The sequence below is a fragment of the Amycolatopsis sp. NPDC059657 genome, from assembly GCF_042734395.1.
GTDB lineage: Bacteria > Actinomycetota > Actinomycetes > Mycobacteriales > Pseudonocardiaceae > Amycolatopsis.
Map to the genome: position 1 here is coordinate 1 of NZ_JBHWEB010000168.1, position 16203 is coordinate 16203.

The 16203-nt window shown below is 68.1% G+C and carries 11 protein-coding genes and 1 pseudogene; 9 read left to right on the plus strand and 3 right to left on the minus strand.

The genetic code is table 11. The features are described from left to right. Positions 1-718: 718 nt before the first annotated feature. The 5 genes and pseudogenes from gltB (at position 719) to ACFV15_RS44465 (ending at position 10037) form a co-directional block, all read left to right on the plus strand. The gene (gene gltB / locus ACFV15_RS44445; protein WP_378359051.1) at positions 719-5242 is read left to right on the plus strand and encodes a glutamate synthase large subunit; all 4524 of its coding nucleotides are present in this window, start codon (positions 719-721) and stop codon (positions 5240-5242) included. Next, positions 5235-6686: a glutamate synthase subunit beta gene (locus ACFV15_RS44450; protein ID WP_378359053.1), complete on the plus strand. Its 1452-nt coding sequence runs from the start codon at positions 5235-5237 to the stop codon at positions 6684-6686. The genes gltB and ACFV15_RS44450 overlap by 8 nt, the downstream gene beginning before the upstream one ends. A gap of 82 nt (positions 6687-6768) precedes the next feature. Continuing rightward, positions 6769-7806 (plus strand): helix-turn-helix transcriptional regulator, encoded by a 1038-nt coding sequence (locus tag ACFV15_RS44455; RefSeq protein ID WP_378359055.1) that lies wholly within the window; start codon positions 6769-6771, stop codon positions 7804-7806. 175 nt (positions 7807-7981) lie between these two features. Then, positions 7982-9214: pseudogene (locus ACFV15_RS44460) on the plus strand (Gfo/Idh/MocA family protein); the annotation flags it as partial. 34 nt (positions 9215-9248) lie between these two features. Further along, complete coding sequence (locus tag ACFV15_RS44465) at positions 9249-10037, plus strand: DeoR/GlpR family DNA-binding transcription regulator (protein WP_378359056.1); 789 nt, start codon at positions 9249-9251, stop codon at positions 10035-10037. Here the strand turns inward: ACFV15_RS44465 and ACFV15_RS44470 are convergent. Next, entirely contained in the window at positions 10027-10905 is an 879-nt protein-coding gene (locus ACFV15_RS44470) for an ROK family protein (protein WP_378359058.1), read from the minus strand. The two genes, ACFV15_RS44465 and ACFV15_RS44470, sit on opposite strands and share 11 nt — an antisense overlap. A gap of 11 nt (positions 10906-10916) precedes the next feature. Next, a complete protein-coding gene (locus tag ACFV15_RS44475) occupies positions 10917-11798 on the minus strand; it encodes an SIS domain-containing protein (protein ID WP_378359060.1) in 882 nt (293 codons plus the stop codon). A gap of 326 nt (positions 11799-12124) precedes the next feature. On the opposite strand from ACFV15_RS44475, the gene ACFV15_RS44480 reads away from it, so the two are divergent. From ACFV15_RS44480 to ACFV15_RS44490, 3 genes are all read left to right on the plus strand, one after another. Next, positions 12125-12340, plus strand: coding sequence for a CbtB domain-containing protein (locus ACFV15_RS44480; RefSeq protein WP_091294523.1), 216 nt, complete (start codon positions 12125-12127; stop codon positions 12338-12340). A gap of 23 nt (positions 12341-12363) precedes the next feature. Beyond that, a complete protein-coding gene (locus ACFV15_RS44485) occupies positions 12364-13143 on the plus strand; it encodes a CbtA family protein (RefSeq protein WP_378359062.1) in 780 nt (259 codons plus the stop codon). 147 nt (positions 13144-13290) lie between these two features. Beyond that, positions 13291-14715 (plus strand): Dyp-type peroxidase, encoded by a 1425-nt coding sequence (locus ACFV15_RS44490; RefSeq protein WP_378359063.1) that lies wholly within the window; start codon positions 13291-13293, stop codon positions 14713-14715. Here ACFV15_RS44490 and ACFV15_RS44495 read toward each other — a convergent pair. Beyond that, positions 14696-15505 (minus strand): SDR family NAD(P)-dependent oxidoreductase, encoded by an 810-nt coding sequence (locus ACFV15_RS44495; protein WP_378359065.1) that lies wholly within the window; start codon positions 15503-15505, stop codon positions 14696-14698. The two genes, ACFV15_RS44490 and ACFV15_RS44495, sit on opposite strands and share 20 nt — an antisense overlap. Positions 15506-15566: 61 nt before the next feature. Between ACFV15_RS44495 and ACFV15_RS44500 the strand changes: the two genes are divergently transcribed. Next, positions 15567-16166 (plus strand): TetR/AcrR family transcriptional regulator, encoded by a 600-nt coding sequence (locus ACFV15_RS44500; RefSeq protein WP_378359066.1) that lies wholly within the window; start codon positions 15567-15569, stop codon positions 16164-16166. Positions 16167-16203 lie beyond the last annotated feature (37 nt).

Sequence of the window (16203 nt, forward strand, 5' to 3'; positions counted from 1 at the left end):
TTGGGGTCGGGCCGTTTAAACCCGCCCTTCCCCCCCACGACCCGAACGTTCGGGACGGCAACAAATCAGTCCACCCCGGACAGACAGCTCTTGGCTGAGACGCCTTTCCCATGTCCTGCAACAAAGCACGCGGTGTCCGAGCCGTCACTGGCTGGGGTAGCACGGCTTACGATGCGGCGGATGGACCAACCGGCATACGGCCGTGCGGTGAACTCCCAGCGTGATCGACTCTGCCATTCGAGCGATCTCGGTATGGTCACGGAAGTCCCAGAAACCCCACCCGACTCGCTATACGATCGTCCGTAAAGCACGTAAGTCCAGGTCAGAACACAGATGTCCACTAGATGACACACTGTGTCCGCACTATGGTCACACTGGCGCGAAGTCAACAAGGGCGTGGCATTTCCCACCCGGACACGGCGACGTATGTCGATAACAGCGAATTCACACTATCGTCATAAGACCCGGCGAACCCGGGAGTACGACCGCGCGCTCCGACGACCCCCACCACCCGCGGTTGCGGACCCAGCGCGTGCAGCTCGGTGCAATGGCGCACCCGAAGTTCAGGGTCACCCAGTGCAGTGTGGCCCCGCGATGCCGCTTGCCCTGTTATGGCAACAAAGCATCTTCTGTTCTCGACTGACCATCGCGATTCCGGACCACTTCGTTAACTGGTTCCGTCATCGAATCGCGCAGACGCCTTGGGAGGCGGCCAGCCGTGACCCGCCACGTACCGGAAACCCGCAAGGGCTTGTACGACAAGCAACACGAACACGACGCCTGCGGCGTGGCCTTCGTCGCCGATCTCGCCGGGAGGCGAGATCACGGGATCGTGCGGAAGGCATTGGTCGCGCTTCGCAACCTCGAACATCGTGGCGCCAGAGGAGCCGAACCGGACACCGGGGACGGCGCGGGCATCCTGATCCAGGTGCCCGACGAGTTCTACCGTGCGGTCGCGGGCTTCGAGCTGCCCGAAGCGGGCGCGTACGCCGTCGGCACGGCTTTCCTGCCGACAGACGAAAAACAGCGTGGCCGCGCCATGTCGACCATCGAGCGGATCGCCGCCGAGGAGCACATGCGCGTGCTCGGCTGGCGTGAACTCCCCGTGCACAAAGAGCATTGCGGGCCGACCGCGGCTGAATCGATGCCGCATTTCACCCAGCTGTTCCTGGCCGGGCGGGACGGCGCGAGCGGTCTCGAACTCGAGCGCGCCGCCTTCTGCGTGCGCAAGCGCGCCGAGCACGAACTCGAAGGGGACCTCTACTTCCCCAGCCTGTCCTCGCGCACGATCGTCTACAAAGGAATGCTCACCGAGCCTCAGGTCGAGAAGTTCTTCGACGACCTGACCGACGAGCGGGTCACGAGCGCGATCGGCCTGGTGCACTCCCGCTTCTCCACCAACACCTTCCCGTCGTGGCCGCTGGCGCATCCGTACCGTTATGTGGCCCATAACGGTGAAATCAACACGCTCAAGGGCAACCGCAACTGGATGGACGCCCGCGAGGCGCTGCTCGAAACCGACCTGATCCCCGGTGACCTCAAACGGATCTACCCGATCATCACGCGCGGCGCGAGCGACTCCGCGTCGTTCGACGAGGTGCTCGAACTGCTGCACCTCGGCGGCCGCTCACTGCCGCACTCGGTGCTGATGATGATCCCCGAAGCGTGGGAGAACCATCAGGAGATGGACCCCGCGCGCCGCGCGTTCTACGAGTTCCACTCGACGCTCATGGAGCCGTGGGACGGGCCGGCGCTGGTCAGTTTCACCGACGGCACCCAGATCGGCGCCGTGCTCGACCGCAACGGCCTGCGGCCAGCCCGCTACTGGGTGACCGAAGACGGACTGGTCGTGCTCGCCAGTGAAGTCGGTGTGCTCGAACTGGAACAGTCGACGATCATCCGCAAGGGACGGCTCGAACCGGGCAAGATGTTCCTCGTCGACACCGCCGAAGGGCGCATCGTCGAAGACGAAGAGGTCAAGGACGAGCTCGCCACCGCGCATCCGTACGACGAGTGGGTCGACGCCGGGCTGGTGCACCTCGAGGACCTGCCCGAGCGTGACCGCGAGGTTCCGCTGCACGCCGCGCTCGTACGGCGGCAGCAGGCTTTCGGCTACACCGAGGAAGAACTCGAGACCATCCTGGAGCCGATGGCGCGCACCGGGGCCGAGCCCATCGGCTCGATGGGCAACGACTCGCCTCTCGCGCCGCTGTCCAGCAGGCCCAGGCTGATCTTCGACTACTTCATCCAGCTTTTCGCGCAGGTCACCAACCCGCCGCTGGACGCGATCCGCGAGGAGCTCGTCACCGCGCTGGGCGCGCAGATCGGCTCCGAGCCGAACCTGCTGGAGGCCAACGCGAAGTCCTGCCGCCGCGTCGTGCTGCCGTTCCCGGTGCTCGACAACGACCAGGTCGCCAAGCTGGTCCACATCAACGACGACGGCACACTGCCGGAGTTCCAGGCCGTCACCGTTCTCGGGCGCTATGACGTCCGAGGGGGCGGCGACGCGCTTATCAAGCGGCTGGACGAGATCCGCTCCGAGGTGTCCGAGGCGATCGAGGACGGCGCGCGGTTCATCGTGCTGTCCGACCGCGGCGTCGACGAGCACCACGCGCCGATCCCGTCGCTGCTGCTGACCGGCGCGGTGCACCATCACCTGGTCCGCGAGAAGACCCGCACCCAGGTCGGGCTCATCGTCGAGTCCGGTGACGCCCGCGAGGTGCACCACATCGCGCTGCTCATCGGCTACGGCGTGGCCGCGGTCAACCCGTACATGGCGATGGCGACCGTCGAGGACATGGCCTTCCGCGGCCTGATCCCCGGCGTCACCCAGGTCGAGGCGACGCAGAACCTCATCAAGGCGCTCGGCAAGGGTGTCCGCAAGACGATGTCGAAGATGGGCGTCTCGACCGTCGCGTCCTACGCGGGCGCGCAGATCTTCGAAGCCGTCGGGCTCGGCCCGGAGATCATCGAAAACTGTTTCACCGGAACGGATTCGAAGCTCGGCGGGGTCGGCTTCGACACCATCGCGCTCGAAGTGGCCGAGCGGCACCGCAAGGCGTACCCGCCGGACGGCGTGCGTGCGAGCCACCGCGAGCTGGAGACCGGCGCCGACTACCAGTGGCGCCGCGAGGGCGAACCGCACCTGTTCAACCCGCAGACGGTGTTCAAGCTGCAGCACTCCACGCGCTCCGGGAAGTACGAGATCTTCAAGGAGTACACCAAGGCGGTCAACGACCAGTCCGAGAAGCTGCTGACGCTGCGCGGGCTGTTCGACTTCAAGTACGGCGAGCGCCCGCCGGTGCCGATCGACGAGGTCGAATCGGTCGAGGACATCGTCAAGCGGTTCGCCACCGGCGCCATCTCCTACGGCTCGATCTCGATGGAGATGCACCAGACCCTCGCCATCGCGATGAACCAGCTCGGCGGCAAGTCCAACACCGGCGAGGGCGGCGAGGACCCGGAACGCCTCTACGACCCGGAGCGGCGCTCGGCGGTCAAGCAGGTCGCGAGCGGCCGGTTCGGTGTGACGAGCGAATACCTCGTCAACGCCGACGACATCCAGATCAAGATGGCGCAGGGCGCCAAGCCCGGCGAGGGCGGCCAGCTGCCCGGCGCGAAGGTGTACCCGTGGATCGCGAAGACGCGGTACTCGACGCCGGGTGTCGGGTTGATCTCCCCGCCGCCACACCACGACATCTACTCGATCGAGGACCTCGCCCAGCTCATCCACGACCTCAAGAACGCCAACCCGGCCGCGCGCATCCACGTGAAGCTCGTGTCCGAGGTCGGCGTCGGCACGGTCGCGGCGGGCGTGTCCAAGGCGCACGCGGACGTCGTGCTGATCTCCGGGCACGACGGCGGAACCGGCGCTTCGCCGCTTTCGTCGATCAAGCACGCGGGTGGCCCCTGGGAGCTCGGCCTCGCCGAAACCCAGCAGACGCTGCTCGCGAACCGGCTGCGCGACCGGATCGTCGTGCAGACCGACGGCCAGCTCAAGACCGGCCGTGACGTGATCATCGCCGCGCTGCTCGGCGCGGAGGAGTTCGGCTTCGCGACCGCGCCGCTGGTCGTCTCCGGCTGCATCATGATGCGGGTGTGCCACCTCGACACCTGCCCGGTCGGTGTCGCGACGCAGAACCCGAAGCTGCGCGAGAAGTTCAACGGCAAGGCCGAATACGTGGTGAACTTCTTCAAGTTCATCGCGCAGGAGGTCCGCGAATACCTGGCGGAGCTGGGTTTCCGGTCGCTCGCCGAAGCGGTCGGCCACGCCGAGATGCTCGACAAGCGCAAGGCCGTCGACCACTGGAAGGCGTCGGGTCTCGACCTCTCGCCGATCTTCTACGTGCCGGAGATGGCACCGGCCGGCCGCCGTCACCAGCAGCGCGCGCAGGACCACGGGCTGGAGAAGGCACTCGACAACACGCTGATCCAGCTCGCCGAGGGCTCGCTGTCCTCCGGTGACAAGGTGCGGCTCGAACTGCCCGTCCGCAACGTCAACCGGACCGTCGGCACCATGCTCGGCTCCGAGCTGACCAAGCGGTGGGGCGGCGAAGGCCTGCCGGACAACACGATCGACGTCACGTTCACCGGCACCGCCGGCCAGTCGTTCGGCGCGTTCGTGCCGAAGGGCATCACGCTGCGGCTCTACGGCGACGGCAACGACTACGTCGGCAAGGGTCTCTCGGGTGGCCGGATCATCGTGCGGCCGCCGAGGGACACGCGCATCGTCGCCGAAGAGAACATCATCGCGGGCAACGTGATCGGCTACGGCGCGACGAGCGGCGAGATCTTCATCCGAGGCAAGGTCGGCGAGCGGTTCTGCGTGCGCAACTCCGGCGCGCTGGCCGTCGTCGAAGGCGTCGGCGACCACGGCGCCGAGTACATGACCGGTGGCCGGATCGTGGTGCTCGGCGAGGTCGGCCGCAACTTCGCGGCAGGCATGTCCGGTGGTGTCGCGTACGTGCTCGACCTGCCGAAGCACCGGGTCAACCCGGAGATGGTCGACGTCGACCCGCTCGACGACGAGGACATCGCGTTCCTGCGCGAAGCGGTCGAAAAGCATTACGACGAAACGGAATCCGCGGTCGCACGGGCGCTGCTCGAGGACTGGGAGTCCGGCGTCACCCGGTTCGGCAAGGTCATGCCGAAGGACTACAAACGCGTGCTCGCCGCGCAGGCCGAGGCCGAGCGGGACGGACGCGACGTGAACGAGGCGATCATGGAGGCCGCACATGGCTGACCCCAAGGGCTTTCTGACCACCCCGCGCGAGACGCCGAAGAGCCGTCCGGTGGCACTGCGGCTGCTGGACTACCGCGAGGTCTACGAGGGTTTCGCGTCGGACAAGCTGCAGAAGCAGGCCGGGCGCTGCATGGACTGCGGCATCCCGTTCTGTCACCAGGGCTGCCCGCTCGGGAACCTCATCCCCGAGTGGAACACGCTGGTGTGGCGGGAAGACTGGCGTGACGCGGCCGAGCGGCTGCACGCGACCAACAACTTTCCGGAGTTCACCGGCACGCTGTGTCCCGCGCCGTGCGAGACCGCCTGCGTGCTCGGGATCAACGACGACCCGGTGACCATCAAGCGGGTCGAGATCTCGATCATCGACCGCGCCTTCGACGAGGGCTGGGTCGTCCCGCAGCCGCCGACCGCGCAGACCGGCAAGAAGGTCGCGGTCGTCGGCTCGGGTCCGTCCGGGCTGGCCGCCGCGCAGCAGCTGACCCGCGCCGGGCACCAGGTGGTGGTGTTCGAGCGGGCCGACAAGATCGGCGGGTTGCTGCGGTACGGCATCCCCGAGTTCAAGATGGAGAAGCACCGGCTCGACCGGCGGCTCGACCAGATGCGGGCCGAGGGCACCGAGTTCCGGACCTCGGTCAACGTCGGCGTCGACATCACCGCCGAGCAGTTGCGGACGGACTACGACGCCGTGGTGCTCGCCGGTGGCGCGACGGCGTGGCGTGACCTGCCCATCGCCGGCCGGGAGTTCGACGGCATCCACCAGGCGATGGAGTTCCTGCCGCCCGCCAACCGGGTGGCGGCGGGCGAGCTGGACGTGTCCCCGATCAGCGCCGAAGGCCTCGACGTGGTGGTCATCGGCGGCGGCGACACCGGCGCGGACTGCGTCGGCACCTCGCACCGCCAGGGCGCGAAGTCGGTGACGCAGCTGGAGATCATGCCGCGGCCGCCGGAGTCCCGCTCGGACGCGCACCCGTGGCCGACCTACCCGATGATCTACCGCGTCTCGTCGGCGCACGAGGAAGGCGGCGAGCGGCTCTACTCGGTCAACACGCAGGAGTTCGTCGCCGACGCCACCGGGCGTGTGCGCGCGCTGAAGCTGGTCGAGGTCCAGCTGTCGGACGGCAAGTTCGTACCGGTCGAGGGCACCGAACGCGAGTTGAAGGCTCAGCTCGTGCTGCTCGCGATGGGGTTCGTCGGCCCGCAGCGCGAGGGCTTGCTCGAAGCGCTCGACGTCGAGCTCGACCCGCGCGGGAATGTCGCGCGGGACAAGGCTTTCAAGACGAGCCTGGACAACGTGTTCGTCGCCGGTGACATGGGCCGTGGGCAGTCGCTCATCGTGTGGGCGATCGCCGAGGGCCGCTCGGCCGCGGCGGGCGTGGACGCGTACCTGACCGGCCGGGATGTACTGCCCGCGCCGATCGCGCCGACGGACCGTCCGCTCACCTGAGGCTTGGGGTCGTGAGTGGTACGGCCGGTTCTAACCGGCAATACCACTCACGACCCCCTCGCTCGTGGGTAAGGTCGCTGGCATGGTCGCCGAACTCGTCTTCACCGCGACCTCCCGCGACGACATCCACGCCAATTTCGTCCACAACTACTTCGGCGCCAGCCATGTGACGGTCTCCATGGAGGACGGCCCCGGTGGCGAGTTCCGCTTCTCGATGCTGAGCGAGCAGACCGCGCCGGTGCGGCTCGTCGAGCTGGCCTCGGTGCCCGCGTTCGACGTGGCGGGCAAGCTGACCGGGGAGAACGACGACTACACGATCCAGATCGCGCGGCGGGGCGACGGGGTCACCGAGCAGGACGGCGAGCAGGCCAAGTCGGTCAACAACATCGCCGACTTCCGGCTGAAGCGGTACCGGACGCTGCGGCGGCAGGACACGCTGTTCCACATCCTGCTGGTGTCCCGTGCGGAGATGGACCGCGCGGTCGCCGAGCACCTCGGGTACACCCCGCGCACCTCGGTGAGCTTCGATGCCGACCTGCGCACCTCGGATCCCGTCGTCGGCGCCTGGATGAACACGGTCGCCGCGTACGGGGACGCCTGGAAGTCGGGGATGTTCGCGGCGTCGCCGCTGGCCCAGGGGCATTTCCAGCAGCTGCTGGTGCACGGGCTGATCGCCGCGCAGCCGCATTCGTTCCACCAGCGGCTCACCGCCCAGCCGACGACGTTGCTGGCGGAAACCGTCCGGCGGGCGGCCGTGTTCTGCGAGGACAACGCCCACGGGCCGATCTCGGTCACCGACATGGCGGCCGCCGCGCGCACCAGCGTCCGCGCGCTGCAGAAGGGTTTCCGCAGCCAGTTCGGGATGAGCCCGATGGGCTACCTGCGCCGGGTGCGGCTCAGCCGCGTGCACGACGACCTCGTCGCCATCCGCCGTGGCACGGCGATGCCCAGCACCGTCACCGAAGTGGCGCTGCGGTGGGGTTTCGTGCATCTCGGCCGGTTCGCGCAGGTGTACCGCGAGACCTACGGCGAGCCGCCGTCGGCCACCGCGGGACTATCCGGAAAACGACCACGGAACGGGACGCAAAACGGATATCTGAGCCGGGGGCAGGCCGGATAGCGTCGTGCCGGTGCGCGAAAGGGTCTCGCGCATCGCGATCAGGAGGAAATCATGCAGGGCAAGGGGATGCGCCGCGCCGGTATTGGCAGCGCCTAGGAAACCCGCTGCGCACAAGTGCTTGAAGTGCTCCACTTTCAAGCACTTGTGCGCGTTGCCCGCCTGACTAGACTGACCGTCCATGATGGATGTGCCGTTCGAACCGCGGCCGATCGCCCGGTTCGGCATCGCCGGGCTCGGCCAGCGTGGCCGCTCGATGGTTCCGCTGCTCCTCGAAATCCCCGGCGCGCGGATCACCGCGCTCCACGACGTCGACCCGGCCGCCGTCGCGGCGACGATCGAGTCTGCGAATCTGCCCGCGACCGTGGCCTGCGGCGACTTCGAGCAGCTCTGCGCGCGCGATGACGTCGACTTCGTCTACATCGCGACGCCGTGGGACTCGCACGCGCCGCTGGCGCTGACCGCGATGCGCGCGGGCAAGCACGTCGGGGTCGAATGCCCGCTGGCGACGTCCATAGCGGACCTCTGGGAGCTGGTCGACACCTCGGAGCAGACCCGGCGGCACTGCATCCAGCTCGAGAACTGCTGCTACGGGCGCAACGAACTCCGGGTGCTGCGAATGGTCCGCGCCGGGCTGTTCGGCGAAACACTGCATGCCTCCGGCGGCTACCTGCACGACCTGCGCGAGCTTCTGTTGTCCGACAGCTACTACGCGAACCAGTGGCGGCGCGGCTGGCACACCGACGGCGACGGCGACTCGTACCCCAGCCACGGACTCGGGCCGGTCGCCGGATACCTGGGCATCCATCGCGGTGACCGGCTCGCGAAGCTGACGTCGATGAGCACCCCGGCGGCGGGGCTGGCCGAGTACCGCGACCGGGTGCTGCCAGCCGGAGACCCGCGTCGCGGCGAGCGGTACCGGGCGGGCGATGTCACCATGAGCCTGCTCCAGACCGAGCTCGGCAAGGTCGTCCACCTGGTGCACGGGGTGTCCAATCCGCACCCGTACAGCAGGCTGAACCACCTCGCGGGCACGCGCGGGGCGTTCGAGGACTTCCCGCCGCGGATCTACCTCGAGCCGAAGCAGACGGACCACGAGTGGGGTGACTTCGACCAGTACGCGAGCTACGACCATTGGCTGTGGACGGAGATCGGCCCCGGACCCGGCGGGCATGGCGGGATGGACTTCCTGATGCTCTACCGGCTCACCCAGACCCTGCGGCTGGGATTGGTCCCCGACATCGACGTCTACGATTCCGCCGCGTGGAGCGCCCCGTTCGCGCTGTCCGCCGAATCCATCGGACGGGGTGGCGCCGCGGTGGACTTTCCCGACTTCACGCGCGGACGATGGAAGAATCCGCGTGCCGGGCTCGATTCGCCGAAACCGCGTACGGAGACTTTTCAGCGGTAGTACGTTGTTCAACTCGGACCAGAGGGGCGGAAGCATGGACCGGCACGAGCGGCTCAGCGCGCTATTGGACATGGTGGGCCAGCGCGACAAGATCGATGTCGAGAAGACCGCCGAGGAACTGGACGTGTCGCCCGCGACCATCCGCCGCGACCTCGACCACCTCGCGGGCCGCCAGCTGCTCACGCGCACGCGCGGCGGCGCCGTCGCCAGCAACGTCGCCTACGACCTGCCGCTGCGGCACAAGGCCGCCAGGCACGCGCCCGAGAAGCAGCGGATCAGCGCGGCCGCCGCGCGGATGATCGAGCGGGGCATGATCGTCGGGCTCAACGGTGGCACGACCACCACCGAGATCGGCCGCGCGATCGCCACGCGCGCCGACTTCAACGACCGCGGCTCGGTCTCGCCCGCGCTGACCGTGGTGACCAACGCGCTGAACATCGCGCACGAACTGGCGGTGCGGCCGAACATCAAGATCGTCACCACCGGCGGCGTCGCGCGGCAGCACTCGTTCGAGCTGACCGGGCCGCTCGCCGAGCTGCTGCTCAACGAGATCACGCTCGATCTGGTGTTCCTCGGCGTCGACGCGTTCGACGTGACCCGCGGCGCCTACGCGCACCACGAGGGCGAGGCCAGCATCAACAAGCTGCTGGCGCGGCGGGCGCGTCAGGTCGTCGTGGTGACCGACAGCTCGAAGCTCGGCGGCCAGGCGTTCGCGCAGATCTGCCCGGCCTCGGACGTCGACATGCTGATCACCGACGAATCGGCCGACCCCGACGTGATCCGCGAGTTCGAAGAGCAGGGCCTCGAGGTCATCACGGCTTGAGCAGGTCGAGCGCCAGCAACCCGGCGCCATAACGGCTGGCATCCGGGCCGAGTTCGGCGAGCCGCAGCTCCGGCTCACGCTGGAACGTCAGCCGCAGCTGCCCGCGCACGGCGTCGAGCAGGTACTCCCCTGTCGTGAAGAGCCCGCCGCCGAGCACGACGACCTCCGGGGCCAGCAGGGTCGCCAAGATCCGCAGGCCTCGTGCGAGCCCGTCGACGGCCTCGTCCACCACGACCTTCGCGCGCTCGTCCCCATTCTGCGCCGCGAGTACGACACTTTCGGCGCCGTCGGCCGGTTCGCCGGTCAGTTCGGTGTAGCGCCGGGCGACCGCCGACGCCGAGGCGATCATCTCCATGCAGCCGACCGCGCCGCAGCCGCACTTGAGCTGGTTGCCGACGTCGACGTGACCGAGTTCGCCTGCCAGCCCGCCGCCGGAGTACAGCTGCCCGTCCACCAGCAACGCGGCCGCGATCCCGGTGCCGACCGCGACGAACGCGGCTTCGGTGCAGCCACGGCCCGCGCCGACCCTGAACTCCGCCAGTCCGCCGGAGCGGACATCGTGGCCGAGCGCGACCGGGAGCCCCAAGCGCTCGGCCAGCAGCGCGCGCAGCGGCACGTCACGCCAGTCGAGATTGGCCGAGAACCGGGCTATACCAGCGTTCTCGTCGACGATCCCCGGTACGACCACACCGACGGCCGCCGGGTCGTGGCCGAGCTCGGCCACCATCCTGGCGACCTGGTCGGCGACCGCGTGCCCGTCCGCACCCTTGGCGGTGGGTTCGCGGCTGGTCGCCAGTGTCTTGAGGTCGCCGTCCAGCACCGCGGCCTTGATGCTCGTCCCGCCGACGTCGAGCGCCGTAATCACCATGGGAGAGATTCTTACCGCAGTACCACCGAGCGGGTCAGGTTCCGTGGGCTGTCGGGATCGAGGCCACGGTCCGCGGCGATCGCGGCGGCGACCAGCTGGGCGCGCACGAGATCGGCGAGCGGGTCCAGCGCGCTCTCGATGAACAGCGCGCCGGTCTTCGCGACGTCCTCGGCCAATCCCGGCGGCGGCTTGCCGAACATCCAGGTCACCCTGCCAGGCTCGCCGATGCTGATCGGGCCGTGCCGGTACTCCCACGCGGGGTACGACTCGGTCCAGCTCAGCGTCGCCTCGCGGAACTTCAGCGCGGCCTCGTGCGCGAGCCCGATCGTCCAGCCGGTGCCGAGGAAGGTGAACTGGCTCGCCGTGCGGACACGCTCGGGCACCGGCTCGACCAGCAGCATCTCCGCCTGCGCCGTCGCCTCGGCGAGATCCTCGCCGGTGTGGGTGCGCAGCAACGCGAGCGTGGTCGTCGCGAACCTGGTCTGCACCACCGAGCGCTCGTCGCTGAACGACAGGTCGATGACGGTGTCCGCGCGGTCGCCGATCTCGCGGGGCACCGCGGTGATCACCGTGGTCGGGGTGATCCCGCGCAGCCATTCGAGCAGGTGCAGCACCTCGGTCGTGGTGCCGGAGCGCGAAATGGCGAGCACGTGGTCGTAGCGGCGGCGGCCGGGAAACTCCGACGCGGCGAACGCGTCCGTGTGCCCGAGCCCTGCCGATTCACGCAACGCGGCATAGCACTCGCCGATGTAGCGGGAGGTTCCGCAGCCGACCACCGCGACGCTGGCACCCGCGGCGGGTAACCGTTTTCCCACTGAGTGGACCAGCTGGGCGGCCTGGCGCCAGCACGCGGGCTGGCTTGCGATCTCGTCAGCCATGAACGATCGCGTCATGTGCAAGATTATGCACGGTCAACCGCTTTCTCCGTCACCTTCAGTCAGTCTGCTGGTGGAACATAACTACCCGAACAGCCCACGTCGGCTTTGCGTCGGAACGTGCCGTAACCAGCTTGCAACTGATCGTGCCGAGCTTTATGCGTACCTCACATTGACCGGCCCAGGCCGCCACACCTACCCTCATCCACGCTAGGCGACGGACTCCGGAAGCGGTGAGAACCCGCACGGACGCGCCACTGTGAGCCCGTGATCGACGGGCGAGTCAGACCCGGGCCCGTCGCATGTTCCCGAAGTGGCCGCGCAAGCCCGAGGAGGCCTTCTCCATGACGACCCAAGCCGTAGCTCCCGCGTTCCCCGCGGTGCCGATCAGGATCCCGGTACGCGAAATACTCCCGTGGGCGGTGTTCACCGTGCTGCTCGGCCTGATCGCGGTGTATTTCGTCGGCGCGGAGCAGGGCGCGTTCGCGTTGTTCGACAACATGTACATCCACGAGTTCGCTCACGACGGCCGGCACCTGCTGGCCTTCCCCTGCCACTGAGCGCGGGCGGGGACCAACCGAAAATGATGAGGACCCTTCTGGTCCGCGGCATGCTCGCGGGCCTGATCGCCGGTGTGCTCGCGACCTTGTTCGCGTACTTCTTCGGCGAGCCGTCGATCAACGCGGCCATCGGCATCGAAGAAGCCGGCGGTGCCGCGCATTCGCACACGCACGACCCCGGCGCCGGGCACACCGGCGCCGAACCGGCCGCGCCGGCGGAGCCGGAAGAGGAACTGGTGAGCCGGGACGTGCAGAGCACGCTCGGGCTGCTGGTCGCCGTCGGCGTCTACGGCACCGCGATCGGCGGGCTGTTCTCGCTCGCCTTCGCGTTCGTCTACGGGCGCGTGGGCAGCCTCCGGCCGAGACTGACCGCGGCGGCACTCGGCGCGTTCGCGTTCGCGGTGGTGTTCTTCGTGCCGTTCCTGAAGTATCCGGGCAATCCGCCCGCGGTCGGCAAGCCGGAGACGATCGGTGAGCGCACCGGGCTGTACTTCGGGTTCGTCGCGCTGTCACTGCTGTTCGCCGTGCTGGCGCTGGTGCTCAGCCGCAAGCTGACGGCCAGGTTCGGCGCCTGGACGGCGGGCTTGCTCGGCGTGGCCGGGTACCTCGTCGTGATGGCGCTCAGCGCGTGGCTGATGCCGGTCATCGACGAGGTCGGCACCGGCTTCCCGGCGTCGACGTTGTGGACCTTCCGCGTCTCCTCGATCGGCACGCAGCTGGTGCTGTGGACCGCGCTCGGGCTGACGTTCGGCGCGCTCGCCGAGCGGGTGTTCGCGAAGAAGGCCGTCGCGGCGGCTGCCTGATCTCCCACCTCGGACTCGTGAGTGTTCCCAACGGTTCTCGGGAACACTCACGAGTCCTTGTTCGTTGGCGGGTCAGAAGGTGACGCCCGCGGGTCCGAGGAGGATTCGAGAGGGCCGGCGTCACCCAACTCTTGAGGGGGACTCAAGATGAGCATCGACCTGTCCAAACCGTTGCGCTGGAAATCAGCGGACGAAACCGTGCGGATACTGGACGAACTGCAGCCCAATATCGTCAAGGCACATGTGCGTGATCACCTTTCCATGCTTTTCCTGTCGTTCGAAGACACCGGCGAGGCGGCGGCCTTCCTGACCGGGCTCACCGGTTTGATGAAGTCGGCGAAAGATCATTTGCTGGAAATCGAAGCCTTCAAGAACGAAGGCGCCAAGAGCTCGCCGTATGTCGGCGTCGGCCTCACCGCGAGCGGCTACGGAAAGCTCGACATCCCCGAAGAGAACCGGCCCGCGGACCGGTCGTTCACCATCGGGATGAAATCGGCCGAAACCCGGCGCAAGCTCAATGATCCGCCCCGGTCCGGCTGGGATCCGGCGTTCCGCGAGGACATCGACGCGGTGGTGCTGATCGGCGACGCCACCGACGCGGGCATGGCGGCGCGCCGCGCCCAGGTCGAGGACCTGATGCCGGACTCGGTGATCATTCTCGGCGAGGAAACCGGGTTCACGCAGGTGAACGCCCAGGGCGATCCGATCGAGCATTTCGGGTATGTCGACGGCCGCAGCCAGCCGTTGTTCCTGCTCGAGGATTACGACGAGGAGCGCGACGGAACCGACGGGGTCGACGAATGGGATCCCCGCTTCGGTCTCGACAGGGTGGTCGCCCGAGACCCGGCGGCGCCGGATCCCGAACTGCATTTCGGGAGCTATTTCGTCTTCCGCAAGCTGGAACAGAACGTGCGCCGGTTCAAGCAGGCCGAGCAGGATCTCGCGGACGAACTCGGCTTCGAGGGCGAAGACCGGGAACGGGCAGGCGCGCTGATCGTCGGCCGGTTCGAAGACGGCACTCCCGTCACCGACCATCGCGAGGCCGGGGCACACGGCCCGGTGCCGAACGATTTCAGCTACGACAGTGACGGCCAAGGCCACAAGTGCCCGTTCCACGCGCACATCCGCAAGAGCAATCCGCGTGGTTCCGGCGGTTTCGAGCCGGTCGAAGCCGAACGCCTGCACATCATGGCCCGCCGCGGCCAGACCTACGGCGAACGTCTCGACGACCCGAACGCCGGCCTCCCGCCGTCGGCACGACCGTCCGGCGGTGTCGGGCTGCTGTTCATGGCGTTCAACTCGAACATCGGCCAGCAGTTCGACTTCGTGCAGACGAACTGGGCCAACGGGGCGGGTTTCCCGCGGGTGCCCGATGGCGCGTCGAACCCCGGCCGCGATCTGGTGATCGGGCAAGGCCCGCGTGAGGACGACCCGACCTACGCGACCGAATGGGGTTCCGACGTCACCAAGACCGCCGCGCCGTCCCCGCAGGCTGTCACGTTGAAGGGCGGCGAGTACTTCTTCATGCCTTCGCTCGCCTTCCTGCGCGGTCTCAGCCCGCAGCCCGGCTGACCGTTTCCCACTCGCTCCATTCGCTGATCCGCTGCCGGTGGACGTCGAGGATGACGTCGAAATCGCCGTCCCCGAGCAGCAGGCGGCGCGGCGGGGTGTCGCTCGCGGCCAGTTTCATCATGGCCTCGGCGACCCTCGCCGGGTCGCCGGGAGCGGCGCCCTCGTACTGGGTCATCAGCGCCTCGCGGACGGGCTGGTACTCGGGCATGAAGGCCGACAGCTTCATGCTGCGGCCCAGGAAATCCGTGGCGTAGATACGTGGCTCGACGAGCGTCACGTGGATCCCGAACGGCGCGAGTTCCTGCCCGAGTGAGTCGCTCAGCCCTTCCAGCGCGAACTTGCTGGCCGAATAGAGCCCGAGCGTCGGCACGCCCATCAGGCCGGAGACGCTCGACATCTGGATGATGTGCCCGCGGCCCTGCTCGCGCAGTTGCGGCAGCACGGCCTGGGTCACCCACAGCGCGCCGAAGAAGTTGGTGTCCAGCAACGCGCGGGCGTCGGCTTCGCTGACCTCCTCGACGGTGCCCGCCAGCCCGTGGCCCGCGTTGTTGACGACGACATCGATCCGCCCGAACGCCTCGACCGCCTTCTCGACGGTCGCGAAGACGGCCGCGCGGTCGGTGACGTCCAGCGGCAGCACGACGAGTCTGCCGTCGTGCTCGGCGACCAGTTCGTCAAGCGGCCGGCGGGCGGTGCCGATGACGCGGTCCCCGTTCGCGAGCGCGTGCTCGGCGATGAGGCGGCCGAAGCCCCTGCTGATTCCGGTGATGAGCCAGACGCGGTCGTTCATGATCTTCTCCTCGGTTTGGCGAGACGGTCCGTCTCGTCTCGTTGCTGCTACGATGACACTCATGCCGGAGCACGTCAAGACCCCAGATCCAGCCCGCCGCAGCGAACGGTCCCGCCAGGCGATCCTCACCGCCGCCACGGAACTGGTCAGCGAGGTCGGCTACCAGAAGCTGACCATCGAAGGCGTCGCCTCACGCGCCGGCGTCGGCAAGCAGACGATCTACCGCTGGTGGCCTGACAAGGGCGCGGTCGTCCTCGACGCTTACCTGGCTTTGACAAACGCCGACGCGGGCCTCAGCTTCCCCACCTCCGACAACCTCGAGACCGACCTTCAGCTCGTGTTGAAGTCGACCGTCGCCCAACTGGAAGACGTGTCGTTCGCCCGCTTCTACCGCTCGCTGCTGACGGCGATCCAGAACGACGAAAAGCTTTCGCAGCAACTGAACGAGCGCCTGATGGGACCGTGGCTGGAGGCCACCAAGGAACGCCTGCGCGTGGCCGCCCGCGCTGGCGAGATCGCCGACGTCGACCTGGACGCGGCGGTCGACCTGTTCTACGGCTCGTTCTACTACCGCTGGCTCCTGCGAACCGGCCCGCTGACCGACGCCTACTGCGACTCGGTCATCAAGCTCTTGCTGCGCGCCCTAAGCCTAGGGTCGTGAGTGGTATGGCCGGTTCTAACCGGCCGTACCACTCACC